Source organism: Falsiroseomonas frigidaquae (genome assembly GCF_012163145.1).
Classification (GTDB): domain Bacteria; phylum Pseudomonadota; class Alphaproteobacteria; order Acetobacterales; family Acetobacteraceae; genus Falsiroseomonas; species Falsiroseomonas frigidaquae.
Genome location: NZ_JAAVTX010000004.1, coordinates 552,887 through 577,699 on the forward strand (window position 1 = coordinate 552,887; position 24,813 = coordinate 577,699).

Genomic DNA, 24,813 nt, shown 5'->3' on the forward strand with positions numbered 1-24,813 from the left:
TCAGGGCAGGCCGCCGAGGCCCGGGCTGCCCTCGCCCGGTGTCGCGGCGCGGGCCGTGGCGAAGGCGGCGGAGAGGGCATTCCGTAGCACCACCACCTCATGCCCGATGCACAGGCAGCGGAAGCCGGCGCCGAGTGCCGCCGCGGCCTCCGCCCCATCGCCGGCCACCCAGCCCAGCGGCTTGCCCGCCGCCTGCGCCGCGGCACGCAGATCCGCCGCCGCCTGCCGGTAGCGCGGATCGGCGAAGCGGCCCGGGATGCCGAGGCTGTCGGACAGGTCGAAATGGCCGAGCCACAGCATGTCGAGCCCCGGCACCGCGGCGATCTCGGCCGCCGCCGCAACGCCGGCTTCGCTTTCCACCAGGGCGATGGTCAGCACCGCGTCATTGGCCGCCGCCATCTTCGCCGCCGGGTCGCCGCCGGCATAGGCATCATGCGCCACCGAGAAGGCGAGCCCGCGGCGGCCCTGCGGCCGGTAGCGGCAGGCGGCGACCAGCGCCCGCGCCTGCGCCGCGCTTTCCACCAGCGGCATCATGATGCCGAGCGCCCCGGCATCCAGTACCGGCGGCACCAGCGCCGCCTGGGCGGCCGGGATGCGGACCATGGGCACGATGCCGGCGGCGCGGGCGAAGGCGCATTGCGCCTTCACGCCCTCGATCCCCAGGCCCGAATGCTCCATGTCCAGCAGCACGAATTCGGCGCCTGCCGCGGCCAGCGTCGGCGCCAGGCCAGGGGTGAAGAATTCGAAGGCCATGACGCCGAAGCTGGCCTCGCCTCGCAGCAGCCTTGCCCGCACCGGGTTCGCGATCATCCAGCTTTCTCCCGCTTTGGCATGATGGTGATCCCGCCGGCGTGATGCGGGCAAGCTTGCGGAGCGGCGAGCGCGGCGTTATGCTTAACTTCATGGTTAACCAAATGGCCGCACCAGGCCCCAATCTGGACCGCATCTTCTCGGCCCTGGCCGACCCGACCCGCCGCGCCTTGCTGCAAAGGCTGGATGCGGAGGACGGCATCTCGGTCAGCGAATTGGCGCGGCCGCTGTCGATGTCCCTGCCCGCGGTGATGAAGCACCTGGACGTGCTGGAAGGCGCCGGCCTGATCGCCCGGCAGAAGACCGGCCGCACCGTCGCCTGCCGGCTGACGGCGGCACCGATGGAGGATGCGATGGGATGGCTCGCCCGCTACCAGCGCTTCTGGACCGAAAGCCTCGATCGGCTGGCAGCCGCGCTGGAGAAAGCGCCATGACGACGACGATCCCGAGCCTGACCCTGGTGCGCCGCATCAAGGCCTCACCCGCCCGCGTCTTCGCCGCCTGGACCCAGGCGGAGATGATGGCGCAGTGGTTCGGCCCGCACCATACGCGGGTGGAGCAGGCCGAGGTCGATGCGCGGGTCGATGGCCAGTTCCGCATCCACATGATCGAGGACGATGGCGCCCGCCACGAGGTCGGCGGTCGCTACCTGGAGATCGAGCCGGAGCGGCTGCTGGTCTTCACCTGGGCCTGGGCCAGCACGCCGGAACGCGAAAGCCGCGTCACCGTGCGCTTCCGCCCGCTGGAGGATGGCACCGAGATCACCCTGACGCATGACCGCTTCGCCGATGCCGCCACCGCCACGCGCCATCGCCGCGGCTGGACCGAATCCTTCGAACGCCTGATCGCCCTGCACATGGAAACGCTGGAGGAAGCGCGATGATGGATGTGACCGTCACCGAGGAACATCGCTGGCTGCAACACCTGGTTGGCGAATGGACCAGCGAGGCCGAATGCATCATGGCGCCCGGCGAGGCCGCCGTGACCATGCGGGGGCGGGAGATGGTCTCGCCGCTGGGCGATGTCTGGATCATCGGCCGGGGCGAGGGCGAGATGCCGGGCGGCGGCACCGGCCACACCGTGCTGACCCTCGGCTACGATCCGGCCAAGGGGCGCTTCGCCGGCAGCTTCATCGGCTCCATGATGACGATGATGTGGCTCTATGACGGCGCGCTGGATGCGAACCGTCGCGTGCTGACGCTGGACAGCCAGGGGCCCGATTTCAGCACGCCGGGCCGCGTGGCGCTGTACCAGGACATCATCGAGGTGGAATCCCCCGATGCACGGACCATGACGTCCCGCATGCAGGATGCCGGTGGCGCCTGGCACCATGTGATGACCGCGCGCTACCGGCGGGTGGGCTGAGCCATGGCAAAGCGGATCCTGCTTCTGGTCGGCACCAGGAAGGGCGCCTTCATCCTGGAATCAGATGCGGCGCGGCAGGATTGGTCCCTGCGCGGGCCATTCTGCGACAATTGGCCGGTCAACCACGTCATCGCCGATGCGACCACCGGCCGCATCCACGCGGCCGGCGGGAATGAATGGTTCGGGCCGGCGGTCTGGACCTCGCCCGATCTCGGCGAAAGCTGGACCCATTCCAGCCAGGGCCTGGCCTATGAAGCCGGGGAGACGCCGATCAAGACGGTGTGGAGCCTGGCCGCCGCGCATGGCGTGCTGCATGCGGGGGTGGAACCGGCCGGGCTGTTCCGCAGCGCCGATGGCGGCACCAGCTTCACCCATGTGCAGGGGCTGCGCGACCATCCCTCCCGCCCCGAATGGCAGCCGGGCGGCGGCGGGCTGATCCTGCACGGGCTGCTGCCGCATCCGGCGGACCCGGAGCAGTTCTGGGTGGCGATCTCGACCGGTGGCGTGTTCCACACCGCCGATGGCGGGCGAAGCTGGGCGCCGCGCAACCGCGGCACGCGACAGGACTACGCGCCGGAGGACCAGCGCTACCCCGAACACGGGCAATGCGTGCATTGCCTGGTGATGGCGCCGGGCCAGCCGGACCTGCTGTACCAGCAGAACCATTGCGGCATGTACCGCAGCGAGGATGGTGGGCGCAGTTGGACCAGCATCGAGCGGGGCCTGCCCTCCTCCTTCGGCTTTCCCGCCGCCACCCATCCGCGCGACCCGTCCACGCTGTTCCTGCTGCCGCTGAATGGCGACCAGGCCGGGCGCTACGTGCCGGATGCGAAGGCCGCGGTCTGGCGCACCCGCGATGGCGGCGCCAGCTGGCAGGCGCTGCGCGAGGGGCTGCCGCAGCAGGACGCCTATTTCGGCGTGCTGCGCCAGGCGATGGCGACCGATAGGCTGGACCGGGCCGGGGTGTATTTCGGCACCAGCGGCGGCGAGCTTTACGCCAGCGCCGATGAGGGCGAGAGCTGGCGCTGCATCGCGCGCCACCTGCCCACCATCTCCTCCGTCGAGACCCTGGTGCTGGACGGCTGAGCGATGGTGCAGGTGCTGCTGCCGGCCTCCCTGACCCGCCTGTTCCCCGGCGCGCCACGGCAGATGGAGTTGGAAGCGGCCTGCGTTGCGCAGGCGATCGCGGGGCTGGAGGCGCGCTGGCCCGGCATGGCCGACCGGATCTGCGATTCCAGCCCCGCCATCCGCCGCCACCTCAAGGTCTTCGTCGATGGCGAATTGGCGGGGCTGCAATCCCCGCTGCGGCCAGGGGCGGAGATGCTGGTGATGACGGCGATGAGCGGCGGCTAGACCAGCGCGAAGACGCCTACCGCCAGTACCGCCGCCCCCACCAGCCGCGGCACCGGCCCGGCCGCCAGCCCCGGCACCTGCCGCGCCAGCCAAGCCACCAGCGCCACCAGCGCCCCCTGCACCACCGCCAGGCCGATCAGGTAGCCGAGGATCGGCGTCGCCTCCGCGCCGAGCAGTTCCGCCGCATAGGCCTGGCCATGCGCGATGCCGGCCACCGCCAGCAGCGCCATCCAGGCGGCCACCGGAACCGCCCTGCCCGCCAGCAGCGCAGCCCCCGCGGCCAGCACCGTCGCCGCCACGATCCATTCGACCGCCGGCAGCAACAGCCCGAGCCAGGCCGCGGCGACGCCGGCGAGCGAGGCCAGCACGAACAGCATCGGCCGCGCCAGGCCCCAGCCCGCCAGCCCCGCCACCAGGCCGATCGCCAGCAGGAAGGCCAGATGGTCCGGCCCGATCACCGGATGCGCGAGGCCGGAGGCCAGGCCATGCCACAGCGTGGACGGTACCTCTCCGCCCATCGGGTGATGCGCCAGGGCGGCGCCGGGCAAGGCCAGCAGGCCGGTGACGAGGGCAAGGCGGTGGCGAAGCTGTCGCATGTGGCGATGTCCCGTTCTGGTTCGGGGACAGGCTAGGGGAGGCCCGGCGCGGCGGGAACCCTCACGCACACGTCACGGACTTTGCACGGGTTTGGCCACAATTACGGTGTGTGATCCACCCATGGACACACGCTCCCAGATCGCGGCCGTCCGCTTCGGCACCGGTCCGCGCGCCCCGCACTCGCTGCCGGATGATCCGGTCGCCTGGCTTGACCAGCAGACCCGCGCCGCGCCCGCGCCCCTGCCGCCACCGGACGGGCGGGACGCGCCGGCCTCGCTGGAGGAAGGTTATTCTGCCTGGATCGCGCATGACGCGACCCCGCCGCCCGCCGGCCAGGCCAGCGTGCCGACGCAGCTGTTCCGCGCCGAGCAGCAGGCCTGGGTGCGCCATCTACTGACCAGCGACGTGCCCTTCCACGACCGGCTGACCAATTTCTGGCTGAACCACTTCACGGTGGCGGAGCGTGGCGGCTTCGGCATGACCACGGGCTTCCCGCATTTCCTGCGCCAGGCGATTCGCCCGCATGTCACCGGCCGCTTCGTGGACATGCTGCTCGCCGCCTCCAAGGCGCCGGCGATGCTGTACTACCTGGACCAGGTCGCCTCGGTCGGGCCGAACAGCAATTTCGGCAAGCGCAGCGGCCGCGGGCTGAACGAGAACCTGGCGCGGGAAATCCTGGAACTGCACAGCGTCTCCCCCGCCGCCGGCTATACCCAGGCGGATGTGACGGAATTCGCGCGGATCATGACCGGCTGGGGCGTCGAGCGCCTGCGCCCGCCCTTCGACCTGGTCTTCCGCCCCGGCAACCACGAGCCCGGCCCGAAGACCCTGCTTGGCAAGAGCTACGCGGAGGGGCCGGAGGCCTATGAGGCGGCGCTCCGCGACCTGGCCGCGCACCCCGCCACGCATCGCTTCCTGGCGGATCGGCTGGTGCGCCATTTCGTCGCCGATGCGCCGCCGCCGGCCGCGGTGGCGCGGATCGAGGGCGTGCTGCGGGACACGCAGGGCGACCTCGGCGCGGCATCCCGCGCCCTGGTCCGCCTGCCGCAGGCCTGGGGGCCGCCGCTGACCAAGCTGCGCGCGCCGCTGGATTATGTGGTGGCGATGCACCGCGCCGCCGGCGCCACCGATCCCGGCCCGGTGCTCGGCGCGCTGTCGGCGCTCGGACAGCCGCTGTGGAACGCGCCGCAGCCGAATGGCTGGCCGGACACCGCCGCCGGATGGGCGGCGCCGGAGCCGATGATGCAGCGCCTCGACATTGCCTATGAGACCGCCGGCCGCCATGCCCGGCTGGACCCGCGCCAGGTGCTGGAGACCGCGCTCGGCCCGCTGGCGCGGGAGGAAACGCGCAGCGCCCTCAGCCGCGCCGGCAGCGCGCGGGATGCCATCACCCTCGTCTTCGCCAGCCCGGAGATGCAACGCCGATGAGCCAGACGCACCTGCCCCGGATCGGCCGCCGCGGCTTCCTGCTCGGCCTGACCGCCCTTGCCGCCGCTGGCCCCGCCCGTCTGGCAGTGGCCAATGTGGCCGCGCCGGGCGCGCAGATCATGGACCGCCGCCTGGTGGTGATCCTGCTGCGCGGCGCGATGGATGGGCTGCATGCCGTGGTGCCCTATGCCGACCCGGATTACGCCGCGCTGCGCGGCGCGCTGGCGCTCGGCGAACCGGGCGCGGAAGGCGGCGTGCTGGACCTCGGCGGGACCTTCGGGCTGCATCCGAAGCTGACCGCGCTGCACGGGATGTATGCGCGGGGCGAGTTGCTGCCGGTGCATGCGGTGGCCGGCCCCTATCGCACCCGCAGCCATTTCGACGGGCAGGACCTGATGGAGGGCGGCGGCCCGCAGCGGCTGGAATCCGGCTGGCTGAACCGCGCTTTGACGCACATCCCTGAATCCGCCGGCCAGCCCGCCCGGACCGGCCTGGCGCTCGGCCTCGACCTGCCGCTGCTGATGCGCGGGGATGCGCCGGTCGGCATGTGGGCGCCACCACGGGCGACGCGGCCGGAACCGGATCTCTATGCCCGCATGGCGGAGCTGCTGCATGGCGACCCGGTGCTCGGCCCCAGCGTGATGGAGGGGATGCGCGGCCGCGGCTACGCCACCGGGGCGCTGGCCGCCGGCGCGCCGATCCCGACCAACCAGGGCGGCTTCACCCGGCTGGCCAATGCGGCAGGGAGGATGCTGGCGCGCGCCGATGGGCCGCGCGTGGCGGCGCTGGAGCTCGGCGGCTGGGACACCCATGCGGGCCAGGCGCAGCGCATCGACCCGGTGCTGCTGCAGCTCGACCGCGGCATCGCGGCGCTGCGGACGCAGCTCGGCGAGGCCTGGTCGCGCACCGCGGTGCTGGCCATCACCGAATTCGGCCGCACGGCGCGCGCCAATGGCAATCTCGGCACCGACCACGGCACCGGCGGCGCCGCCTTCCTGGCCGGTGGCGCCGTGCAGGGCGGGCGGGTGCTGGCGAACTGGCCCGGGCTGAAGCGGGACGCCCTGTTCGAGAACCGGGACCTGCAGCCGACGCGCGACCTGCGCGCCCTGGCCAAGGCGCTGCTGCGCGACCATCTGCGGCTGCCTGCCAGCGCCGTGGCCGCCGCCTTCCCGGGCAGTGAGGCGGTGGCGGCGGAGATCGGGCTGCTGCGCGCCTAGGATCCGCCTCAGAGGTTGGGCTTGGCCACCATCAGCCAGACGATGCCCAGCACCGCTGCGAAGGCCGGGAAGCCCAGCAGGAACCACAGCCTGAACAGGCGAAAATACTGGCCGGGCAAGGGCGCGCCCGTGGCGACCGCCTGGCGGGCCAGATCCCGCAGGCGGAGCTGGATCCACACCACCGGCAGCCAGCACAGGCCGGTGACGACATAGAGAACCAGACTCAGCCCGATCCATCCCGACAGCAGCGGATAGCCGGCCAGATGGGCCAGGGCCGCGCCGGTCATGGGCTGCAGGACCACCGCCGAGGCCGTGAACACAGTATCGGCCAGCACCACGATGCTGGCGGTGTGGGCGATCAGCGCCGGATCCCGCGCGCGATGCGCCATCAGCATGAAGAAGGCGATGCCGGCCCCGGTGCCAAGCAGCACCGCCGCGCCAACCACATGCGCGACCTTGAGCAGAGTCTGGAGGTCCATCAGCGCTCGTCCAGCGTCGCCAGTGCAGCCAGGGCCAGGAAGGCGGCGGGAATGCTCTTGAGCAGCGGGCCCATCGGGTCGAGCCACATATCCGGGCGCAGCAGGGCAGCGGCCAGCAGATAGCCCGCCGTGACCAGCATCATGCCCTGCAAGGCACGGGCAGCGGTCGGTCGCCAGATCAGCAGCAGGGCCAGGGCGATGTCGACCAGACTGCCGCCGATCACCGCGCCGGCCGCCAGCCGGGCATCCATGCCCGCGGCGGTCAGGATGGCGATGGCGTCCTGCAAGCCGACCGTCAGGCCGATCAGGCCTGACAGCAGCCAGAAGGCGAACAGGCAGGCCAGGATGGCGGGCTTGGCGAAGTAGGTGCGGGCGAACCAGCGCTCCTGCACGCCCGATGGGGCGGCGGCGAGCAGGGCGTCGAAGGATCGCGGCACCAGGCCCAGCCGCGCCGCGTCTTCGGCCTGGCCTCGAACGCCCATCCGCAGTTGCTCCAATGCGGCGGTGCGCATCGGGCTGCGCCAGCCCAGCCAGGCCAGGGCATCGCTGACGGCGGCCGTCGCGCGGGCCAGAAGCAGGGGCAGGCGGAGCGTCGGCACGGGTCGCAAGCCCAGCCAGCCGCGCAGACGCCCGACGAGGTCGATCAGGGTCAGCGCCTCGCCGTGGACCAGGTCCAGGCTGACGCGCCTGGGCGCATCCGGCGCCAGGCAACTTGCGACCGCGACCGCCAGGTCCTCGGCACCGATGGTCTGTACCAGGCTGTCGCCGAAGACCACGGGGCTGGCACCGGGAAAGCCGGCCAGGCCGCGCAACAGGGCCGTGCCGCCATAGGCGGCGGGGGCGAATACAAGGCCCGGACGCAGGATGATCCAATCCAGCGGGCTCCGGGCCAGAAGGGCCTCGGCCTCCAGCTTGGTGGCGTTGAAGGCGGTGCTCCGTCCCGGCCCCACCCCGGCCGCCGAGATATGCACGAGACGGCGGACGCCTGCCGCCTCGCAGGCCTCGGCCAGTCGACGCAGCCCTTCGACATGGACGGCCTTCAGGTCGTCGCGCGGACTGTCCTGAAGGGCGCCGGCGCAGTTGACCACGGCCTCGGCACCAGCGAGCACGGCGACCCAATCCGCGACGGAGGCGGTGGCCAGGTCGGCGCGCTTCCATTCGAGGGCGGGGAAGCGGCGGCGGGCCGCCTCGACGTCGCGCCCGACGCCGACGGTCCTATGACCGTCAGCCGCGAGGCGGGCGGATACATAGGATCCGATGAGCCCATAGGCTCCGATGATGACGATGCGCATTGACGGCGCTTAGCGTCTCGGCCCCTAACGGGAAAGCAACGGTTTTCTTTGGTGGGCGCGACCGAGGAGGGGGTTGTGCGAGACCCTGTGTCTGGTCGGGGCCCGCTAGGCCCGCGCCATCTCCCGCAATGGGCCGAGGAGCAGGGCCAGCACGGCCGCTTCCTCCGGCCGCAGGCGGTCGATCCCCTCCCGCAACTCCGCCTTCGCCTCCGCCGCCACCTCCAGCGCCAACTCGCCGCCCAGGTAGGTCTCCAGGATGGTCGGGTGGACGTAGCATTTGCGGCAGATGGTGGGCGTGTTGCCGAGCCGTGCGGCGACCCGCTCGATGGCCGCGCGGACATTGCGCTTGGCCGCCGCCTGGCTGTCCACCCGCTGGTATTCCTGCAGGGCGAGTGCCGCCAGCACGGTGCCAGCCCAGGTGCGGAAATCCTTTGCCGTGATCTCCTGCCCCGCGATCTCCCGCAGATAGGCATTCACATCGGCGGAGGTGACGTCGTGCAGGGTGCCGTCGGCGTCGCGGTACTGGAACAGCTCCTGCCCCGGCAGGTCCTGGCAGGCGCGGACGATGCGGGCGACGCGGCGATCCGTCACGCGCAGATTCCAGCTCTTGCCGCTTTTACCCTTGAAGGCGAAGCGCAGCTCGCTGCCCGCCACCGCCACATGGCGCGTCTGCAGCGTGGTCAGGCCGTAGCTGTCGTTCTGCTTTGCGTAGTCGTCATTGCCGACGCGGATCAGCGTGGTCTCCAGCAGATGCACCACCGTCGCCAGCACCTTCTCCCGCGCCAGGCCGGTGCGGCGCATATCGGCCTCGACGCGGGCGCGCAGGCCGGGCAGCGCGCGGGCGAAATCCACCATGCGGTCGTATTTCGCGGCGTCGCGCACTTCCCGCCATTTCGGATGGTAGCGGTACTGCTTGCGGCCCTTCTGGTCGCGCCCGGTAGCCTGGATGTGGCCATCGGGGCGCGGGCAGATCCACACCTGCGTCCAGGCCGGCGGCACGGCCAGCGCACGGATGCGCTTCAGCTCCGCCGCATCCCGCAGCGCGCCGCCCTTCGGCAGGCGAAAGCTGAATCCCTTGCCGGCACGGCGCCGGGTGATGCCCGGCGTCTCATCGGAGACGTAGCGCAGCCCGGCCTCGAGGGCCGCCTCGCGCGGGTCGATGATGGGGGATTGGCCGGCTTCGTCTCTACCTGGGTCGTCGCGCGGCATGGGCGCGGGGCCTCCTCCCGAGCGGATTGGGATAACCCCTGGCGGAGCAACCGGTTGCAGGCACGAATTGCGGCGCGCGGCGTTGGCAGGCCATGAAGATCGCGACCTACAACATCAACGGCATCAACCGCCGGCTGCCGAACCTGCTTGGCTGGCTGGAGCAGGCTGCGCCCGATGTGGTGTGCCTGCAGGAACTGAAGGCGCCGCCGACGCAGTTTCCCGCGCAGGCGCTGCGGGATGCAGGGTATGAGGCGGTCTGGCAGGGCCAGCGAAGCTGGAACGGCGTCGCCATCCTGTCGCGCGGCGTCCTGCCGGTCTGCACCCGCCGCGCCCTGCCCGGAGACGAAGCGGACCGGGAGGCCAGGTACATCGAGGCGGCGGTGCAGGGCGTGCTGGTGGCCTGCCTGTACCTGCCCAACGGCAATCCGCAGCCAGGGCCGAAATTCGACGCCAAGCTGGCCTGGTTCCGCCGCCTGAACGCGCATGCGAGGACGCTGCTGGAGGCCGCCGTGCCTGCCGTGCTGGCCGGCGACTTCAACGTGGTGCCGGAGCCGCAGGACATCTACCCGACCAGATCCTGGGATCGCGACGCGCTGGTGCAGCCCGAAAGCCGCGCCGCCTTTGCCGGGTTGCTGGCGCAGGGCTGGGTGGATGCGCTGCGCCGGAAGCACCCCACCGGGCCGCTATTCACCTTCTGGGACTATAAGCGGAACCGGTGGGCACGTGATGCCGGGCTGCGGCTGGACCACATCCTGCTCAGCCCGGAACTCGCCCCGCGGCTGTCGGCCGCAGGGGTTGATCGCGCGGCGCGCGGCGCCGAGGGCGCCAGCGACCATGCGCCCGCCTGGGTCACGCTGCGGCGTGTTGCGCGCCGCGCCTGACCCGGCAGGTCAGCGCGTCGGGCCGCCGCCGCCACTCGCGCCCGCATCCGGGCTGCCGGTGCCGGTTGCCGTGCCGGACGGCGCCGTCGTGCCAAGCCCCGGGGTGGTGGTGACGCCGGTCGCGGTGCCGGTCCCGGGCGGCAGCGGGTTCCGCGAGCCGATCGGCGCGGTGCCGCTGGAACCCGGCACGCTGACGCCGGCGCTGCCGGTGGTGCCGGTGCCGCCGGCGGTCGGCGAGGATGTAGCGCCCGACTGGCCGGTGCGGGTCTCGACCGGCACGTCAGTCCGCTCGGAGGTCTCCACGGCGTCGTCACAGGCGACGAGCCCGAGCGCCAGGAAGGCGGCCAGGGCGGGTACGATCAGGGGGCGGGTCATCGGATTCTTCCTTCTGTGCATACCCACTTCAGCGCGGCAGCCGGCTTCAGGTTGCCAGCCCCGGCCCGGGCGGCGGCCCCACGAGCCGCAAGGGGTTCGCCTTCGGCGGCCCCATGCGGAGCGGGCGCTATCGGTATGTGCGGAGCGCGCCCCAGCCATCCATGCGGCCGTATTCCTCCAGGCGGTCCGGATCGTAGCGCGGCAGGCGTTCAAGCTGGTCCCGCGTCAGATCCATGCGGACGCGTTCATCCGGCGCACCGAAGGTCAACTGCTCGACCGGCACCACTGAACGGCGTGCGCCGATGCCCAGGAAGCCGCCCCACTCCACCACCGCGGCGCGAACCTGGCCGCCGCTGTCGATCAGCAGGTTCTCGATCTCGCCCGCATCGCGACCCGTGCTGGCGACCACATTGGTGCCGACGAGGTTGGAGGCGCGTGAAAGCTCCACGCCGCCCGCCGTGCGCGCGGCCGCCTGCTGGCCCATCCCGCCCGATTGCGCGGGCGCCGGGGCGGCGCTGGCGCCGGTCGCCGGGGTGCCCGGCTCACCCTGTCGCATCGTCGCCACCACCGGCGGCAGCGCGGCCAGCACCTCGTCGATAGCCAGGCGCGCCTGCAGCGCATCCGGCGTTTCCGATGCCAGCACGCGTCGCGCCTGGTCCACACGCTGCTGCAGGGCGTTGGTCGCGCCCTGCGTCAACCGGCCGGGCTGCGACTGGTCGATGCTGCGGCTGACGCCTTCCAGCGCCAGCCGGGCGCGGCGCAGCGCCTGCGGCGAAATGTCGTTCTGCGCGGCAGCCATCTGCTGGTGCGCGACGCGCAGTTCCTGCTCCGCCTCCGGCATCGATCGGGGCAGCGCACGCGGCAAGGCCTCATCCTGGCGCGCATCCGGCTGGGCGTTCTGCTCCGCAGGGGCAACCCTCGGCGGATCGCTGGTCACCTGGCTGTTGGCGCCGCTGGCGAAGGCGAGTGCGAGCGCCGCGGCGGTCGCCGTGGTCGCCAGCAGGTTCGGCCGGGAGCGGGCGGCCACATGCGGGGGCGAGATATGGTTCTTGGCCATCATGTCCTCCTGGGGTGAACGCACGACGCCGCGCGACGAGCCGGAGGCTCGCCGCACGGCGCGGCATGGGTCAGAGGCTGGGTGGCTCAGTCGCTGTCGCGCGCCTTGTCCTTGGCACCGCCGACGGCGTTCAGGACCTTGCCTTCAGCCTTGTCCGCCTTGCCCTCGACCTGCATGGAGGTGTCACCCGTAACCTTGCCGACACCCTCCTTGACGGCGCCCTTGGCCTGCTTGCCGGCGCCTTCGATGCGATCCTTGTCCATGCTGGCTCTTCCTTCCGTTGTGGGCCTCACCGATGCCCGGCGTGATGCCTGGGCGGGCGGCCCTGGCGGAGCTTCGCCTGCCCGCCGCGGGTGACTAACGACCGAACCCCGCCCCCGGTTGCCCGGGGGCGGACTGGCAGGGTGCTCAGTTGCTCGCCTGCTGCTGCGTCACGGTGCCGGTCTCGGCATCGATGCGCACCTGCCACTCCCGGTCGTTCTGGGTCGCTGTGGCGGTGATCATGTCGTCGTCGCGGCTCACATCGGTGACGTCGGAATAGCCGCGATCCTCAAGCAGGCGCTTCGCCTGGTCCTCGCTCAGCCGCTCCTCGTCCTGCACCTGGCCGGTCCGGGCATCGACGCGCAGATCCTCGACATCCTTGCCGTAGCGCTCGGCGGAACCGATGCTGAAGCTGTCGCCATCCCGCTCCATGTCTTCGAAATCCGAGTAGCCGCGGGCGCCGAGGATGGTGCGGACCTGATCCTCGTTCATGCGCGGGGCTTCCACGGTGCCGACACGGCTCGACGAGGACGCGCCCTGCTGGCTCGTGCTGCTGTTCTGCGCCGCGGCGACGCCATAGCCACCCAGGACCAGCGTGGCGGCGAGAGCGGTGGCGTTCAGGAAATTGGTCATCGGATGACCTCCAGTTTGAAGACGTACCGCAGTTTGACCCACCACTTGTTGCTACCGGACAGTTCTAGGGAAGCTGTGGGTGTGATCGTCTGCGGCACCATCAAGGATTGCTGCCCGGCTGTTCGATACAACACGCCATGCCGGGCTGCGTTCGCTGACCTTCCGCCTCGCCAAGGACTTTCCTGACCGGGTGGTTGCTAGTTCTTCTTCTGCTCTTCAGTTTCATCTTCTTCACCTGGGACCTCGGTGTCCTGTCCCAGCGTCTCCCGCACATACAGCATCTTGACCAGCACGAAGGCCACCACGGTGATCGGCGCGGCCAGGATCACGCCCGGCAGCCCGAACAGCAGGCCCACCGCCACCACCGCGAACAGCATCAGCGCCGGCGGCATGCTGACCATGTGCTTTTCGACCAGCGGCAGGATCATGTTGGATTCAAGCTGCTGGATGCCGAGGAACAGCAATCCGGTCCACAGGAAGGCATTGCCGCCCTCCGCCAGCGCCAGCAGCAGGGCCGGCACGGCGCCCGCCACGGCCCCGATCAGCGGCACGAAGCCGGCAAGCCCCGCGAACAGCCCCAGCGCCAGCGGCGAGGGCAGACCCAGCATCCAGGTGCCGAGCCCGGCCAAGGTGCCGACGATGGTCATGGAGATGAGCTGCGCGCCGAGCCAGAGCCGCAGCGCACGGCCGCTGGCCACCAGCGCCTCATCCGCCCGCGCATGCTGTTCCCGCGGCAGCAGCTTCTCCACGCCGCGCCGGTACAGCGACGGGTTGGAGGCCAGGAAGAAGCCCCCGACGACGGCGACCACCAGGGCGGAGGCGGCATCCAGGAAGATCCGCCCGGCGGTGGCCGCATGGCCGGCCAGGGTGCCGATCAGCGAGGTATCCAGTCCCGCCGGTCCCTGCTCGGCGCGCTGCACGCCCTCCATGGAGGGCAGATCGACATCGAAACGGTCCTCGAAGGCGCTCACCGCCTCGGGCAGCCGGCTCCAGAGCTGGCCGACCTGGGCCGTGACCTCGCTGCCCACCAGCATCCCGGCCAGCCCCAGCCCGAGGCAGATCAGCACGCCCACCAGCGCCAGCGACCAGGTCCGTGACAGGCCGGCATGCCGCTCCAGCGGGGCTGCCGCCGCCAGCAGCATGGCCGCCACCACCACGCCGCCGAAGGCGAGCAGCAGCGCATAACGAATCTGCCACAGCGCCAGCAGCAGCAGCACGACGGCCGCGACGATGAGCACGCGGCGCAGGAAGGCCACTTCCCCCGGTCCGCCACGGTTCCACGAACGAACACGATCCATGCGCCAGCAACTCCCATTCACGGCCGGAGAAGCGGTGTTGCTGCGAAAGGGTTGCATCACGAAACGCCCGGATCGGGGCTTGCTGCCACTGTCACGCGCCGGCAATCTTCATAAATCTGACGTCGAAGCCTTTCGGACTGTCCCATAGAAGGCAGCCGCACCAGCACCACAGGGAGTTACCGCCATGCTGCGCCGCCTTTTCGCCTCCAGTGTCCTGGCCACATCGGCCCTCGCACTCGGGCTGTTCGCCGGCCAGCCGCGCACCGCCGCGGCCCAGGAATGCCCGCGCGGCACGCTCGATGCCCGCTACTGCGACCGCGACGGTGACCTGGTAGCCGACGCGCCAACCGCGGCGCGGGAGCAGGTGGACCCCTCCACGCTGATCTTCGCCTATACCCCGGTGGAAGACCCCGCGGTCTACCGCACCGTCTGGCAGCCCTTCATGGACCACCTGGCGCGCGAGACCGGCAAGCGGGTGCAGTTCTTCTCCGTGCAGTCCAACGCCGCGCAGATCGAGGCGATGCGCGCCGGCCGCCTGCACATCGCCGGCTTCAACACCGGATCGAACCCGCTCGCCGTGAACTGCGCCGGCTTCGTGCCCTTCGCCATGATGGCGAGCAACAACGGCGCCTTCGGCTATGAGATGGAGATCATCGTCCCCGCCTCCTCCGACGCGCAGCGCATCGAGGATCTGCGGGGCCGCACCATCGCCTTCACCTCCGAGACCTCCAACTCCGGCTTCAAGGCGCCGTCCGCCCTGCTGGCCAGCGAGTTCAACATGCGCGCCGGCCGCGACTTCACCGCCGCCTTCTCCGGCCGCCACGACAATTCCATTCTCGGCGTCGCCAACCGCGACTATGATGCGGCGGCCATCGCCAATTCCGTGCTGACCCGCATGGTGGCGCGCAACGTCGTGCGGATGGACCAGATCCGCAACATCTACCGCAGCCAGTCCTTCCCGACGACCGGCTATGGCCACGCGCATAACCTGGCGCCGGCGCTGGCGGAGAAGATCCGCGCCGCCTTCTTCAACTTCAACTGGAGCGGCACCGCGCTGGCGACCGAATTCGGCAAGAGCGAGCCGCCGGCGGAGAAGTTCATCCCGATCACCTACCGCGAGCATTGGAACGTGGTGCGGCAGATCGATGCGGCGATGGACGTCTCCTACGCCTGCCGCTGAGGATCATCACACCGTGCTGCTGTCGATCGAAGGGCTGACCAAGCGCTACCCGACCGGTGACCTCGCACTCGACAAGGTCGATCTGCAGGTTCCGGCGGGCCAGGTGATGGCGCTGATCGGCCCTTCGGGCGCCGGCAAATCCACGCTGATCCGCTGCGTCAACCGGCTGGTGGAACCCTCCGCCGGCCGGGTGATGCTGGACGGGGTGAACCTCACCGCACTCGGCTCCGGCGCGCTGCGCCGGGCGCGGCGACGGATGGGCATGATCTTCCAGGAATACGCGCTGGTCGAACGCCTGACGGTGATGGAGAACGTGCTGTCCGGCCGGCTCGGCTATGTCGGCTTCTGGGCGTCCTGGTTCCGCCGCTTTCCGCGCAAGGATGTCGAGGAAGCTTTTCGACTTCTGGACCGCGTGGGGCTGGCGCATATGGCGGACAAGCGCGCCGATGCCCTGTCCGGCGGCCAGCGCCAGCGCGTCGGCATCGTGCGCGCGCTGATGCAGGACCCGAAGCTGCTGCTGGTGGACGAACCCACCGCCAGCCTCGATCCCAAGACCAGCCGGCAGATCATGCGGCTGATCGTGGAGCTCTGCGCCGAACGCGGCCTCGCCGCCATCATCAACATCCATGACGTGGCGCTGGCACAGCAATTCGCGCGCCGCATCGTGGGGCTGCGCGCCGGCCGTATAGTCTTCGACGGCCCGGCCGAGGATCTGCGGGCCGAGGGCCTGACCGACATCTATGGCGAGGAGGATTGGTCGCAGACCATCCGCAAGGCCGAGGAGGAGGACGAGGCAGCCGAGGTCTTGGCATGAGCGCCACGCATTTCGACGCCGCTGCCGCCGCCCGCGCCTGGCGCCCGCCGCCGCTGATCGAGACGCCCTGGCTGCGCTACGCCGTCTATCTCGGTGCGCTGGCCTATGCGCTGGTCGCCTTCTCCACCATCGAGGTGAACTGGACCCGCGCGGCGGAAGGCGTGGAACGCGCGGGGCGTTTCCTCAGCGGCTTCTTTCCGCCGGACTTCGTCACCAAGGGCGACGACATCCTGGCCGGGCTGCTGGAGAGCCTGACCATGACGGTGGTCTCCACCGGCATCGGCATCATCCTGTCCATCCCGGTGGCGCTGGGGGCGTCGCGCAACCTGGCGCCGCTGCCGGTCTACCTGTTCTGCCGCGGCATCATCGCCATCAGCCGCACCTTCCAGGAAATCATCATCGCCATCGTCTTCGTCGCCATGGTGGGCTTCGGTCCGCTGGCCGGCACGCTGACGCTGGCCTTCGCCACCATCGGCTTCATGGCGAAGCTGATCGCGGAGGATATCGAGGATATCCAGGCGAGCCAGGCGGAGGCGGTGCGCGCCACCGGATCATCCTGGTTCCAGCTGCTGGCCTGGGGCGTGCTGCCCCAGGTGCGGCCGCGCCTGATCGGGCTTTCGGCCTACCGCCTCGACATCAATTTCCGGGAGAGTGCGGTGCTCGGCCTGGTGGGTGCCGGCGGCATCGGCGACACGCTGAACACCAGCTTCGACCGCTACGAATTCGACACCGCCGCGGCGGTGCTGATCGTCATCATCGTCATCGTGCTGGCCTGCGAATACGCCAGCGGGTACATCCGCCGGCAGGTGCAGTAATGGCCATCCTGACCCGCGCGGACGGCACGCCGGATTGGCGCCGGCGCACGCCGAAGGCGGATCTGCTGGTCTGGGCCGGCTGGTTCGGCGCCGTGGCGCTGACCGTGGCCTGCTTCCAGTTCATCTCCGACCGCACCATCTGGCCCTTCGTCTGGGATGCGCCGGCGCAGGGCGCGGACCTGATCGGCCGCATGTTCCCGCCGCGCTGGTCCTATGCCAGCCAGTTGTGGAAGCCGCTGCTGGACACCATCAACATGGCGACCATAGGAACGGCGCTGGCCATCGTCATCGGCGTGCCGCTGGCCTTCCTCGCCGCGCACAACACCACGCCGAGCCGGCTGGTGGTGCGGCCGGTGGTGCTGTTCATCATCGTCGCCAGCCGGTCCATCAACTCGCTGATCTGGGCGTTGATCCTGGTGATCATCCTCGGGCCCGGCATCCTCGCCGGCATCATGGCGATCGCGCTGCGCAGCGTCGGCTTCATCGCCAAGCTGCTGTATGAGGCGATCGAGGAGATCGATGCGACGCAGGTCGAAGCCGTGACCGCCACCGGCGCCTCCCGCCCCCAGGTGCTGGGCTGGGCCATCGTGCCGCAGGTGATGCCCGCCTTCGCCGGCATCAGCGTGTTCCGCTGGGACATCAACATCCGGGAGGCGACGGTGCTCGGCCTGGTGGGCGCGGGCGGCATCGGCATGCAGATGCAGGCCAGCATCAACGTGCTGGCCTGGCCGCAGGTGACGACGATCTTCGTGCTGATCCTCGGCACCGTGCTGGTCAGCGAATGGCTGTCCGCAAGGGTGCGGCACGCGGTGATCTAGCTACAGGCTGGGCTCCAGCCCCAGCCCGGGCCCGCCCGGCACCGCCACGCGGCCATCCCGCGGCACCAGCGCCGGGTAGACCGGCGTGGCGAGGTCGGCGAAGTAGATCTCCAGCGGCGCCGGCTGTTCCGCCGCGGCCAGCACATGCAGCGTGGCCAGCAGGCCCGGCCCGAAATAGGGCGAATGCGGTACCACCCGCACCCCGGCCTCCGCCGCCAGCGCCGAGACCTGCAACAGGCCGGAGACGCCGCCATGCTTGGTGGCACTCGGCTGCGCCACATCCACCGCGCCGGCGGCGAAGAGCCGCGCGAAATCCTCGGCACCGCCCAGGTTTTCGCCGGCCGAGATCGGCACCCCCGCCTCCCCGCGCAGCGCGGCCAGCCCGGCGAAATCCTCGGGCGGCCAGAGCGGTTCCTCGACCCAGCCGATGTTCAGCCCGCGCACCGCGGCGCAGAACTCCAGCGCCGGCGCCACGCGGTCCCAGGCGCAGTTCACGTCCAGCATCAGCGGCAGGTCGCCCGCCGCATCGCGCGCGGCGCGGATGCAGTCCGGATCCACCTCATGCAGCTTGATCTCGCGGTAGCCGCGGCGCCGCGCCTCCGCCGCGTTGCGCGCCACATCCGCGGCCGCGCCGTAGCGCAGCAGGCTGGCATAGGCCGGCACCTCCGCCCGCCTGCCATTGCCCAGCAGCACATGCAGCGGCACGCCGGCCGCCTTGCCGGCGATGTCCCACAGCGCGATGTCGATGGCGGAGATGGCGAAGCCGACCGGCCCGTTGCGGCCGAAATTGTGGAAGCGCCGCGCCAGCATCCGGCCGAGGCCGGCGATGTCGCGCGCATCCTGGCCGATGCAGGCGGGGCCGATCAGCCGCTCCACCACATCCTGCGTGGTCTGCGCCAGGGTGAAGCCGAAGCCCTCCCCCCAGCCATGCAGCCCGCCCTCCGTCTCCACCCGCACCAGCAGCGTGTCCATGCGGGTCAGGCGCAGATTGCCGCCCATGGAGGTCGGGCCCGCGCCATAGGTGAAGTCGCTGCGATGCAGATGCGTCTCGACGCGGGTGATCTTCATGCCGCGGGGGCGGCGTCGATCTGGCGGTCGAGATGCGCGACCAGCCCGGCGGGCAGCTTCAGCCGGTGCGCCAGGGCCTCGAGATAGGCGCGCTCCGCCGGATGGTCCGGGTCCACCGCGAGGCGGGAAACCAGGTAGATCTCGCTGGCCTGTTCCTGGGTCTGCGCCGCGGCCGCGACCTCGCTGACGCCGATCGGGGATTCGAGGGCGTCGAAGACGAAGGCCTTGGCCTCCGCATCCAGCCCGGCCTTGTCCACATGCGCGAAGATGCGGGCGCGTTCCTCGGCATCGATATGGCCATCGGCGCGGGCGGCGCCGATCATGGCGCGGATCAGGGCGAGTTCGAAGGCCTCGCCGCCCGCGGCCGGGGTGGCGCCGGGCAGGAAGCGCGGCTCCACCGCCGCGGCGTCCTGCGGGGTGGCGGGGGGCGCGGTGGCCGGCGCCTGGCCGGCCTGCCAGTTCTGCCAGGCCCGATGCGCCAGCGCGCCGAGCACGGCCGCGCCGCCATGGCTGATCAGCCCGCCGCCACGACGCATCCCCTTGCCGCCCAGCAGCAGGCCCAGGATGCCGCCCGCGGCCGCGCCGCCGGCGAAGCCGCCCAAGCCGGAGCCACCACCGCCGGCGCGCTGCAGCGCCTGGCGTGCCATGTCCGCCAGCCCGCCCGATCCCTGCTGGGACACGGCGGGCGGCTGGCCCTGGGCGGGATTGGTCCAGGGCGAGGGCGCGGCGCCCTGGCTGGAGCCGAGGAAGCGGTCGAGGAGGGATTTGGCGTCGATCATGCCCCGGATGTTGCCATTGGCGATGCCCGCTGCAAGCGCCGGCCGGTCATCATCCCGTCAGCCAGCGCGGCGGGCGGCGCAGCAGGTTCGGCGCAAGGCCGGTCTGGGATTCGCGGCTGCGCGTCGCCACCGGGTCATCCCACCGGCCCCATTGCACCACCAAGTTGCGCCGGGCGCTGGCGGAGCGGTTGGGCGCGCCGCCATGCAGCACCCGCGGATGGATCAGCACCATCGCCCCCCTGCGGCAGCGCGGCACCACCTCCGGCCGCCCCGGGCCGCGATGCGAGCCGGGGCGGAAGCCGGTGCCGCCATTGCCGGGGTGCATGCCATCCAGGCACAGCATGGCGCGCAGGAAGCGGCTGCGCCGGGTCGGCATGTATCGGTTGGCGGCATCCCGGTGCCAGGCGATGCCGCTGCCGAAGCGCGCGGCCTTCATGGTGACATTGGCGAAATGCAGCACCAGCCGCCGCGTGCCCAGCGCCCGCGCCACCGCCGCCAGGACGCGCGGATGCGCCGCGGCGGCGGCGAAGGCGGGATGCAGGCGGGTGGGCTCGCCCAGGATGAAGGGCGCGTCCTGGCCCGGCGGCAGCGGCGCGCCGCGCTGGGCCTCCCGCACGCCCGACTCCATCACGCAGCGCGCGGCTTCGGCCGCGCTCAGCCGGCGTCGTGCCAGCCGGCCGAGCAGCGCGCGCAGCCGGTCCTGCAAGGCGGCCGGCGGGCCGGGCAGGATGGCAAAGCCGCCCCGCGCCAGCGACGGGCGCATCAGCCGAAGCCGGCCAGCGCCGCCTCCGCCGCCGCATCCAGCGGGCGCAGCACCAGGCCGGTCTCGGCGCCTGCCGCATCCAGCGCCGCCAGCCCGGCCTCCCCGCGCCGGAAACCGCTGACGGAGCCGCCGCGCAGATGCAGGTGGAAATCGGGGCGGATGATGTTGGCGTAGCCCATCATGCCCCTCACCTCCTCCACCGCGCCGCGCCAGGCCTGGCTGGCGCCGGCCTCCTGGAAGCGTATCTCCACCTGGCCGCCGCTGGCGCGCAGCGCCTCCAGCGCCGCAGTGCCGGCATCGGCCTCGGGCGGCTGTTCGGTGGGGGGCAGGTCCGGGCGCGGCGGTGTCTCAAGCTCCGCGCCGACATGGCCGCGCACGGCGGCGTCGTACTGCTCCGGCCCATCCATCGCGGTGACGGACATCAAGGTCGCATCCGCCGCGTCCTTGAACTCGAAGCGCGGATAGGATTTGCCGCGCATCACGCTGCTGCGGTCGCCCACCACGCGCACCACGCGGTCCAGCGCCAGTTCCGAATCATGCAGCGGCCCCTGGATGCGCAAGGTATCGCCGGTGCAGGTCGCGGCTTCGATCACGCCGATGCGTTCATGCGTGGTGCCACCGCCGCTGATGCCCACCATGGCGCGACCGATGGCGGGCAGCAGGGCCGCGACCTCGGCCGGGGTGGCATCCAGCAGAAAGCGTCGCGGCAGGGTCTCGGTCATGCGGGGATCTCCTTCAGGACTGTGCGGCGGGGCAGCGCGCGGAAGCCGGCGATGCGGCCAGCCTCCAGGCGCAATTCGTCATCGGCGAGCGCCGCGACCACGCGCGGGTCGTGGGTGACCAGCAGGCAGGCGAAGCCGCGCGCGGCCTGCAGCCGGGCGATCAGGGCCAGCACCTCCGCCTCCACGCTGCGATCCAGCGCCGAGGTCGGCTCATCCAGCACCAGCACATCCGGCCCGGCGATCAGCGCGCGGGCGATGGCGACGCGCTGGCGCTGGCCGCCGGAGAGTGCGGCGGGGCGGCGGGTGACGAACGCCGGGTCCAGCCCCACCTCCTCCAGCGCCGCCCGCACCCGTTCGGCGCGCAGCCGGGGCGAGAGGTTGGGCAGGTGCAGGATCAGCGGCTCCGCCAGGATGGCGCCGAGGGTCAGGCGCGGGGACAGGCTGCCGGCGGGGTTCTGGAACACCACCTGCACGCGGCGGCGCCAGGCGCGGCCGGGCGGTAGCGGGCGGCCATCCAGCAGCACTTCCCCTTCCGCCGGCAGCAGCCGCAGCAGCGCCAGCGCCAGGGATGTCTTGCCGCAACCGGAGGGGCCGACCACCGCCAGCGTCCGCCCGGGCTGCAGGGTCAGGTCCACCCCCTCCAGCACCTGCGTGGTGCCATGGCGCAGGCCGAGGCCGCGCGCCGCCAGCACGGGGCGGCCGGGGGGCGGCGGATTGCGCGGCGGCGGGGGCAGCGGGTGCAGCAGGCGGCGCAGCGCCGGCTCCCGCGCCCGGTCCAGCCCGGCCATCGGCAGCTCGGCCAGGATGCGCCCCTGGTCCATCACCGCGATGCGGTCGGCCACGGCGCGGGCCGCATCCACATCATGCGTGATCAGCAGCAGCGCCATGCCGAAGCGCCGGCGCAGCCCATCCAGCAGTTCCAGCAGCGAGCCGCGCAAGGCGGCATCCAGCGAGGCGGTGGGCTCATCCGCGATCAGCAGCAGCGGGTTGCGGGCGATCGCCATGGCGATGACGGCACGCTGCAACTGCCCGCCGGAGAACTGGTGCGGCAAGGCGCGCGGCCGCAGCACCGGCTGCGGCAGGCCGACCAGGCGCAGCAGCTCCGCCGCGCGCGCCTCGGCCGCGGCGGCGCCGAGGCCCGCGGTGGCCGCAGCCTCCACCACCTGGCGCAGCACCGGGTGCAGCGGGTTGAAGGCGGCGCCGGTTTCCTGGAAGACCAGCCCGATGCGATCGCGCAGCGCGGCGCGGCGCGCGGCTTCGGGTGCGCCCAGCAGCTGCTCGCCGGCCAGGCGGATGCTGCCGGACAGGCGGCTGGCCTGCGGCGGCAGCAGCCCGGCGATGGCCAGGCCCGTGACGGTCTTGCCCGAGCCTGATTCGCCCAGCAGCGCCACCGCCTGCCCGGCCTCGATCGTCAGATCCACGCCGCGCAGGGCGCGGGTGGCGCCGAAATCCAGCTCCAGCCCACGCACCTCCAGCAGCGCGTCGCCGGCGGGGGCGGGGCGCGGCTGCAGCAGGCGGCGGGCGGGGGCCAGGCGCGGGTCCATCGCATCCCGCAGATGCTGGCCGACCAGCGTCACCAGCAGCAGCAGGCCGCCCAGCGTGCCGACCGCCGCCGCCGCCAGCCAGGGCGCGTGCAGGTTGTTGCGCGCCTGCGCCAGCAGCTCGCCCAGCGAGGGCGTGCCCGGCGGCATGCCGAGCCCGAGCAGGTCCAGCCCCGCCAGCATGGTCATGGCGCCGGCCGCCAGGAAGGGCGCGACGGAGAGGGTGGGCGCCAGGGCATTGGGCAGGATGTGGTGGAAGATGATGCGCGGCGGCGGCGCCCCCATGGCCACGGCCGCGCGCACGAAATCCTGCCCGCGCAGGCGCAGGAACTCCGCCCGGGTCAGCCCGGCGATGCCCATCCACAGGAACAGCGACAGCACGCCGGCCAGCACCCACAGATTGGGCGCGATGGCGCTGGCCACCATCATCAGCAGGAACAGCAGCGGCACGCCGCCCCAGATCTCGGTCAGGCGCTGCAGCAGCAGGTCGGTGGCGCCGGCGAAATAGCCCTGGATGGCGCCGAGGGTGAGGCCCAGGGCCAGGCTCAGCAGCGTGACGATGGCGGCGAAGCCGAGCGACAGGCGCAGCCCCCAGACCAGCCGTGCCAGCACGTCGCGGGACTGGTCATCGGTGCCCAGCCAATGCTGGGCGGAGGGCGGCGCGGGGGCGGCCTGCGGCACGCCGGGTGCGACCGTATCCGGCGCGAAGCGGATCGGCGGCCAGATCTGCCAGGCGCCGCGCACGGCGAGCAGCGCCTGCACGGCGGGGTCGTGGAAATCGGCCGGGATCGGCAGCACGCCACCCAGCGCCCGTTCCGTCGGCCGCGCCAGGGCGGGGGAGGAGACGGCGCCGTCCAGCAGCAGCAGCAACGGCCGGTCATTGGCGATGAATTCCGCCGGCAGCACCAGCAGCACCACCAGCGCCAGCAGCCGGACCGGCCAGGCGCGTCTAGTTGCGGCGGCCATCGAAGCCGATCCGCGGGTCGATCGCGACATAAAGCAGGTCCGAGGCCAGATGCATCAGCAGGCCGAGCAGCGTGAACAGCCAGAGCGTGCCGAAGATCACGGGGAAATCACGCGACAGCGCCGCATCGATGCCGAGCAGGCCGAGACCCTGCAGTCCGAACAGCGCCTCGATCATCACCGCGCCGCTCGACAGCTCCATCAGCAGGGCCGCGGGCAGGCCGGCAGCGACGACCAGCATGGCGTTGCGGAAGACATGGCCGAAGAGCACGCGGCGCGGCGCCAGCCCCTTGGCCTGGGCCAGCAGGACATAGGTCTTGCCCAGCTCCTCCAGGAACAGGTTGCGCGTCATCAGCGCGAGGGAGGAGAAGCCGGCAATGACCATGGCGGCCACGGGCAGCACCAGGTGCCACAGCCAGTCCAGCAGCAGGCGCGGCCAGGAAAAGCTGGCGGCATCGGCGGAAAGCAGGCCGCCGGCGGGGAACCACTGCCAGAAGCGCCCGCCGGCGAAGACCACCAGCAGCACCACGGCGATGACCATGCCCGGCAGCGCATGGGCCGCCACGGTCAGCGCGGTGGCGGCCCGGTCGAAGCGGCTGCCGCGGCGCACCGCCAGCGCGATTCCGAGCGGCACGGCGATGAGATAGGTGAGCAGCATGGACCAGGCGCCGAGCGAGGCGGTGACGGGCAGCCTCTCCCACAGCAGCTGCGCCACCGGGCGGTCGAGGAACAGCGAACGGCCGAGGTCGAAGGTGACCAGCCTTTGCAGCAGCAGCCAGAAGCGTTCCAGCGGCGGCTTGTCGAAGCCGAATTGCCGCTCGATCTCGGCCACCAGGCGCGGGTCCATGCCCTCGCTGCCGCGGTAACGCAGCGCCGGGTCCAGCGGCTCCTCCACCGCCTGGGCGCCGAGCACGCGTTCCGCCGCATCCTGCACATCGCCGGACAGCGTCGCGATCATGTGCTCCACCGGGCCGCCGGGGGCGAGTTGCGCCACCGCGAAGTTCAGCGCGACGATGGCGAGCAGCGTCGGCGGCAGCAGCAGCAGGCGACGGAGGATGTAGCGGTGCAGAAGCATCTTGCCCTTGGGCGGCGTTG

28 protein-coding genes are annotated in these 24,813 nt (G+C 71.7%); 12 read left to right on the plus strand and 16 right to left on the minus strand.

All coding sequences use genetic code 11. The features are described 5' to 3' along the window. Positions 1 to 810 carry an aldolase/citrate lyase family protein gene (locus HB662_RS15300; protein WP_168050660.1) on the minus strand — a complete coding sequence of 270 codons (810 nt, stop codon included), beginning with the start codon at positions 808 to 810 and terminating at the stop codon, positions 1 to 3. A gap of 104 nt (positions 811 to 914) precedes the next feature. Between HB662_RS15300 and HB662_RS15305 the strand changes: the two genes are divergently transcribed. The 5 genes from HB662_RS15305 to HB662_RS15325 are packed head-to-tail and all read left to right on the plus strand — an operon-like array spanning position 915 to position 3,528. Continuing rightward, positions 915 to 1,244 (plus strand): ArsR/SmtB family transcription factor, encoded by a 330-nt coding sequence (locus tag HB662_RS15305; RefSeq protein WP_168050661.1) that lies wholly within the window; start codon positions 915 to 917, stop codon positions 1,242 to 1,244. Continuing rightward, positions 1,241 to 1,693, plus strand: coding sequence for an SRPBCC family protein (locus HB662_RS15310; protein WP_168050662.1), 453 nt, complete (start codon positions 1,241 to 1,243; stop codon positions 1,691 to 1,693). The genes HB662_RS15305 and HB662_RS15310 overlap by 4 nt, the downstream gene beginning before the upstream one ends. Beyond that, the gene (locus tag HB662_RS15315) at positions 1,690 to 2,175 is read left to right on the plus strand and encodes a DUF1579 domain-containing protein (protein ID WP_245185647.1); all 486 of its coding nucleotides are present in this window, start codon (positions 1,690 to 1,692) and stop codon (positions 2,173 to 2,175) included. Before HB662_RS15310 ends, HB662_RS15315 begins: the two co-directional genes overlap by 4 nt. 3 nt (positions 2,176 to 2,178) lie before the next feature. After that, the gene (locus HB662_RS15320) at positions 2,179 to 3,261 is read left to right on the plus strand and encodes a WD40/YVTN/BNR-like repeat-containing protein (RefSeq protein ID WP_168050663.1); all 1,083 of its coding nucleotides are present in this window, start codon (positions 2,179 to 2,181) and stop codon (positions 3,259 to 3,261) included. A 3-nt stretch (positions 3,262 to 3,264) separates the two neighbouring features. Beyond that, positions 3,265 to 3,528, plus strand: coding sequence for a ubiquitin family protein (locus HB662_RS15325; protein ID WP_168050664.1), 264 nt, complete (start codon positions 3,265 to 3,267; stop codon positions 3,526 to 3,528). Here the strand turns inward: HB662_RS15325 and HB662_RS15330 are convergent. Further along, positions 3,525 to 4,124 (minus strand): HupE/UreJ family protein, encoded by a 600-nt coding sequence (locus tag HB662_RS15330; protein WP_168050665.1) that lies wholly within the window; start codon positions 4,122 to 4,124, stop codon positions 3,525 to 3,527. The genes HB662_RS15325 and HB662_RS15330 overlap by 4 nt on opposite strands. A gap of 121 nt (positions 4,125 to 4,245) precedes the next feature. Here HB662_RS15330 and HB662_RS15335 point away from each other — a divergent pair, with 121 nt between their 5' ends. Together HB662_RS15335 and HB662_RS15340 are read left to right on the plus strand one after the other, a co-directional pair. Beyond that, a complete protein-coding gene (locus tag HB662_RS15335) occupies positions 4,246 to 5,553 on the plus strand; it encodes a DUF1800 domain-containing protein (protein WP_168050666.1) in 1,308 nt (435 codons plus the stop codon). Continuing rightward, positions 5,550 to 6,770, plus strand: a complete 1,221-nt coding sequence (locus HB662_RS15340; protein WP_168050667.1) for a DUF1501 domain-containing protein — start codon at positions 5,550 to 5,552, stop codon at positions 6,768 to 6,770. The genes HB662_RS15335 and HB662_RS15340 overlap by 4 nt, the downstream gene beginning before the upstream one ends. Before the next feature lie 8 nt (positions 6,771 to 6,778). On the opposite strand, the gene HB662_RS15345 is transcribed toward HB662_RS15340, so the two are convergent. The 3 genes from HB662_RS15345 to HB662_RS15355 form a co-directional block, all read right to left on the minus strand. Then, positions 6,779 to 7,249, minus strand: coding sequence for a DUF2269 family protein (locus tag HB662_RS15345; RefSeq protein WP_168050668.1), 471 nt, complete (start codon positions 7,247 to 7,249; stop codon positions 6,779 to 6,781). After that, positions 7,249 to 8,541, minus strand: coding sequence for an SDR family oxidoreductase (locus HB662_RS15350; protein WP_168050669.1), 1,293 nt, complete (start codon positions 8,539 to 8,541; stop codon positions 7,249 to 7,251). Before HB662_RS15350 ends, HB662_RS15345 begins: the two co-directional genes overlap by 1 nt. A gap of 105 nt (positions 8,542 to 8,646) precedes the next feature. Next, the gene (locus tag HB662_RS15355; RefSeq protein WP_168050670.1) at positions 8,647 to 9,750 is read right to left on the minus strand and encodes a DNA topoisomerase IB; all 1,104 of its coding nucleotides are present in this window, start codon (positions 9,748 to 9,750) and stop codon (positions 8,647 to 8,649) included. 92 nt (positions 9,751 to 9,842) lie between these two features. Between HB662_RS15355 and HB662_RS15360 the strand changes: the two genes are divergently transcribed. Next, positions 9,843 to 10,631, plus strand: a complete 789-nt coding sequence (locus HB662_RS15360) for an exodeoxyribonuclease III (protein ID WP_168050671.1) — start codon at positions 9,843 to 9,845, stop codon at positions 10,629 to 10,631. Between the two features lie 9 nt (positions 10,632 to 10,640). Here the strand turns inward: HB662_RS15360 and HB662_RS15365 are convergent, their stop codons facing one another. From HB662_RS15365 to HB662_RS15385, 5 genes are all read right to left on the minus strand, one after another. After that, a complete protein-coding gene (locus HB662_RS15365) occupies positions 10,641 to 11,006 on the minus strand; it encodes a hypothetical protein (protein WP_168050672.1) in 366 nt (121 codons plus the stop codon). 127 nt (positions 11,007 to 11,133) lie between these two features. Then, positions 11,134 to 12,063 (minus strand): PRC-barrel domain-containing protein, encoded by a 930-nt coding sequence (locus HB662_RS15370; RefSeq protein WP_168050673.1) that lies wholly within the window; start codon positions 12,061 to 12,063, stop codon positions 11,134 to 11,136. A gap of 86 nt (positions 12,064 to 12,149) precedes the next feature. Next, a complete protein-coding gene (locus HB662_RS15375; RefSeq protein ID WP_168050674.1) occupies positions 12,150 to 12,326 on the minus strand; it encodes a CsbD family protein in 177 nt (58 codons plus the stop codon). A gap of 145 nt (positions 12,327 to 12,471) precedes the next feature. Then, positions 12,472 to 12,957 (minus strand): PepSY domain-containing protein, encoded by a 486-nt coding sequence (locus HB662_RS15380; RefSeq protein WP_168050675.1) that lies wholly within the window; start codon positions 12,955 to 12,957, stop codon positions 12,472 to 12,474. Between the two features lie 197 nt (positions 12,958 to 13,154). Beyond that, positions 13,155 to 14,255: an AI-2E family transporter gene (locus tag HB662_RS15385; protein WP_168050676.1), complete on the minus strand. Its 1,101-nt coding sequence runs from the start codon at positions 14,253 to 14,255 to the stop codon at positions 13,155 to 13,157. A 184-nt stretch (positions 14,256 to 14,439) separates the two neighbouring features. Here HB662_RS15385 and phnD point away from each other — a divergent pair, with 184 nt between their 5' ends. From phnD to phnE (HB662_RS15405), 4 genes are read left to right on the plus strand one after another with little or no spacing between them, the layout of a single operon-like run. After that, complete coding sequence (phnD, locus tag HB662_RS15390) at positions 14,440 to 15,435, plus strand: phosphate/phosphite/phosphonate ABC transporter substrate-binding protein (RefSeq protein WP_168050677.1); 996 nt, start codon at positions 14,440 to 14,442, stop codon at positions 15,433 to 15,435. 13 nt (positions 15,436 to 15,448) lie between these two features. Beyond that, positions 15,449 to 16,249 (plus strand): phosphonate ABC transporter ATP-binding protein, encoded by an 801-nt coding sequence (gene phnC, locus HB662_RS15395; RefSeq protein WP_408871631.1) that lies wholly within the window; start codon positions 15,449 to 15,451, stop codon positions 16,247 to 16,249. Further along, on the plus strand, positions 16,246 to 17,064 hold the full coding sequence (phnE, locus tag HB662_RS15400; RefSeq protein ID WP_168050678.1) for a phosphonate ABC transporter, permease protein PhnE: 819 nt from the start codon (positions 16,246 to 16,248) through the stop codon (positions 17,062 to 17,064). The genes phnC and phnE (HB662_RS15400) overlap by 4 nt, the downstream gene beginning before the upstream one ends. Further along, complete coding sequence (gene phnE / locus HB662_RS15405; RefSeq protein ID WP_168050679.1) at positions 17,064 to 17,882, plus strand: phosphonate ABC transporter, permease protein PhnE; 819 nt, start codon at positions 17,064 to 17,066, stop codon at positions 17,880 to 17,882. The genes phnE (HB662_RS15400) and phnE (HB662_RS15405) overlap by 1 nt, the downstream gene beginning before the upstream one ends. On the opposite strand, the gene HB662_RS15410 is transcribed toward phnE (HB662_RS15405), so the two are convergent. Genes HB662_RS15410 through HB662_RS15435 form a run of 6 tightly spaced genes read right to left on the minus strand, consistent with a single transcriptional unit; the run spans position 17,883 to position 24,793 of the window. After that, positions 17,883 to 18,950 carry a mandelate racemase/muconate lactonizing enzyme family protein gene (locus HB662_RS15410; RefSeq protein ID WP_168050680.1) on the minus strand — a complete coding sequence of 356 codons (1,068 nt, stop codon included), beginning with the start codon at positions 18,948 to 18,950 and terminating at the stop codon, positions 17,883 to 17,885. Further along, positions 18,947 to 19,729, minus strand: coding sequence for a tellurite resistance TerB family protein (locus HB662_RS15415; protein WP_168050681.1), 783 nt, complete (start codon positions 19,727 to 19,729; stop codon positions 18,947 to 18,949). Before HB662_RS15415 ends, HB662_RS15410 begins: the two co-directional genes overlap by 4 nt. Before the next feature lie 49 nt (positions 19,730 to 19,778). Continuing rightward, complete coding sequence (locus tag HB662_RS15420; RefSeq protein ID WP_168050682.1) at positions 19,779 to 20,492, minus strand: phytanoyl-CoA dioxygenase family protein; 714 nt, start codon at positions 20,490 to 20,492, stop codon at positions 19,779 to 19,781. After that, positions 20,492 to 21,214: a hypothetical protein gene (locus tag HB662_RS15425; protein WP_168050683.1), complete on the minus strand. Its 723-nt coding sequence runs from the start codon at positions 21,212 to 21,214 to the stop codon at positions 20,492 to 20,494. The genes HB662_RS15420 and HB662_RS15425 overlap by 1 nt, the downstream gene beginning before the upstream one ends. After that, a complete protein-coding gene (locus HB662_RS15430) occupies positions 21,211 to 23,721 on the minus strand; it encodes an ATP-binding cassette domain-containing protein (protein WP_168050684.1) in 2,511 nt (836 codons plus the stop codon). Before HB662_RS15430 ends, HB662_RS15425 begins: the two co-directional genes overlap by 4 nt. Then, positions 23,705 to 24,793, minus strand: a complete 1,089-nt coding sequence (locus tag HB662_RS15435) for an ABC transporter permease subunit (protein ID WP_342449516.1) — start codon at positions 24,791 to 24,793, stop codon at positions 23,705 to 23,707. Before HB662_RS15435 ends, HB662_RS15430 begins: the two co-directional genes overlap by 17 nt. Between the last annotated feature and the right edge of the window lie 20 nt (positions 24,794 to 24,813).

What these genes read in the sequence shown, in the direction of transcription:
- HB662_RS15300 (WP_168050660.1), bottom strand. Translation starts at nt 810, where the DNA reads ATGATCGCGAACCCGGTGCGGGCAAGGCTGCTGCGAGGCGAGGCCAGC.
- HB662_RS15305 (WP_168050661.1), top strand. Translation starts at nt 915, where the DNA reads ATGGCCGCACCAGGCCCCAATCTGGACCGCATCTTCTCGGCCCTGGCC.
- HB662_RS15310 (WP_168050662.1), top strand. Translation starts at nt 1,241, where the DNA reads ATGACGACGACGATCCCGAGCCTGACCCTGGTGCGCCGCATCAAGGCC.
- HB662_RS15315 (WP_245185647.1), top strand. Translation starts at nt 1,690, where the DNA reads ATGATGGATGTGACCGTCACCGAGGAACATCGCTGGCTGCAACACCTG.
- HB662_RS15320 (WP_168050663.1), top strand. Translation starts at nt 2,179, where the DNA reads ATGGCAAAGCGGATCCTGCTTCTGGTCGGCACCAGGAAGGGCGCCTTC.
- HB662_RS15325 (WP_168050664.1), top strand. Translation starts at nt 3,265, where the DNA reads ATGGTGCAGGTGCTGCTGCCGGCCTCCCTGACCCGCCTGTTCCCCGGC.
- HB662_RS15330 (WP_168050665.1), bottom strand. Translation starts at nt 4,124, where the DNA reads ATGCGACAGCTTCGCCACCGCCTTGCCCTCGTCACCGGCCTGCTGGCC.
- HB662_RS15335 (WP_168050666.1), top strand. Translation starts at nt 4,246, where the DNA reads ATGGACACACGCTCCCAGATCGCGGCCGTCCGCTTCGGCACCGGTCCG.
- HB662_RS15340 (WP_168050667.1), top strand. Translation starts at nt 5,550, where the DNA reads ATGAGCCAGACGCACCTGCCCCGGATCGGCCGCCGCGGCTTCCTGCTC.
- HB662_RS15345 (WP_168050668.1), bottom strand. Translation starts at nt 7,249, where the DNA reads ATGGACCTCCAGACTCTGCTCAAGGTCGCGCATGTGGTTGGCGCGGCG.
- HB662_RS15350 (WP_168050669.1), bottom strand. Translation starts at nt 8,541, where the DNA reads ATGCGCATCGTCATCATCGGAGCCTATGGGCTCATCGGATCCTATGTA.
- HB662_RS15355 (WP_168050670.1), bottom strand. Translation starts at nt 9,750, where the DNA reads ATGCCGCGCGACGACCCAGGTAGAGACGAAGCCGGCCAATCCCCCATC.
- HB662_RS15360 (WP_168050671.1), top strand. Translation starts at nt 9,843, where the DNA reads ATGAAGATCGCGACCTACAACATCAACGGCATCAACCGCCGGCTGCCG.
- HB662_RS15365 (WP_168050672.1), bottom strand. Translation starts at nt 11,006, where the DNA reads ATGACCCGCCCCCTGATCGTACCCGCCCTGGCCGCCTTCCTGGCGCTC.
- HB662_RS15370 (WP_168050673.1), bottom strand. Translation starts at nt 12,063, where the DNA reads ATGGCCAAGAACCATATCTCGCCCCCGCATGTGGCCGCCCGCTCCCGG.
- HB662_RS15375 (WP_168050674.1), bottom strand. Translation starts at nt 12,326, where the DNA reads ATGGACAAGGATCGCATCGAAGGCGCCGGCAAGCAGGCCAAGGGCGCC.
- HB662_RS15380 (WP_168050675.1), bottom strand. Translation starts at nt 12,957, where the DNA reads ATGACCAATTTCCTGAACGCCACCGCTCTCGCCGCCACGCTGGTCCTG.
- HB662_RS15385 (WP_168050676.1), bottom strand. Translation starts at nt 14,255, where the DNA reads ATGGATCGTGTTCGTTCGTGGAACCGTGGCGGACCGGGGGAAGTGGCC.
- phnD (WP_168050677.1), top strand. Translation starts at nt 14,440, where the DNA reads ATGCTGCGCCGCCTTTTCGCCTCCAGTGTCCTGGCCACATCGGCCCTC.
- phnE (WP_168050678.1), top strand. Translation starts at nt 16,246, where the DNA reads ATGAGCGCCACGCATTTCGACGCCGCTGCCGCCGCCCGCGCCTGGCGC.
- phnE (WP_168050679.1), top strand. Translation starts at nt 17,064, where the DNA reads ATGGCCATCCTGACCCGCGCGGACGGCACGCCGGATTGGCGCCGGCGC.
- HB662_RS15410 (WP_168050680.1), bottom strand. Translation starts at nt 18,950, where the DNA reads ATGAAGATCACCCGCGTCGAGACGCATCTGCATCGCAGCGACTTCACC.
- HB662_RS15415 (WP_168050681.1), bottom strand. Translation starts at nt 19,729, where the DNA reads ATGATCGACGCCAAATCCCTCCTCGACCGCTTCCTCGGCTCCAGCCAG.
- HB662_RS15420 (WP_168050682.1), bottom strand. Translation starts at nt 20,492, where the DNA reads ATGCGCCCGTCGCTGGCGCGGGGCGGCTTTGCCATCCTGCCCGGCCCG.
- HB662_RS15425 (WP_168050683.1), bottom strand. Translation starts at nt 21,214, where the DNA reads ATGACCGAGACCCTGCCGCGACGCTTTCTGCTGGATGCCACCCCGGCC.
- HB662_RS15430 (WP_168050684.1), bottom strand. Translation starts at nt 23,721, where the DNA reads ATGGCCGCCGCAACTAGACGCGCCTGGCCGGTCCGGCTGCTGGCGCTG.
- HB662_RS15435 (WP_342449516.1), bottom strand. Translation starts at nt 24,793, where the DNA reads ATGCTTCTGCACCGCTACATCCTCCGTCGCCTGCTGCTGCTGCCGCCG.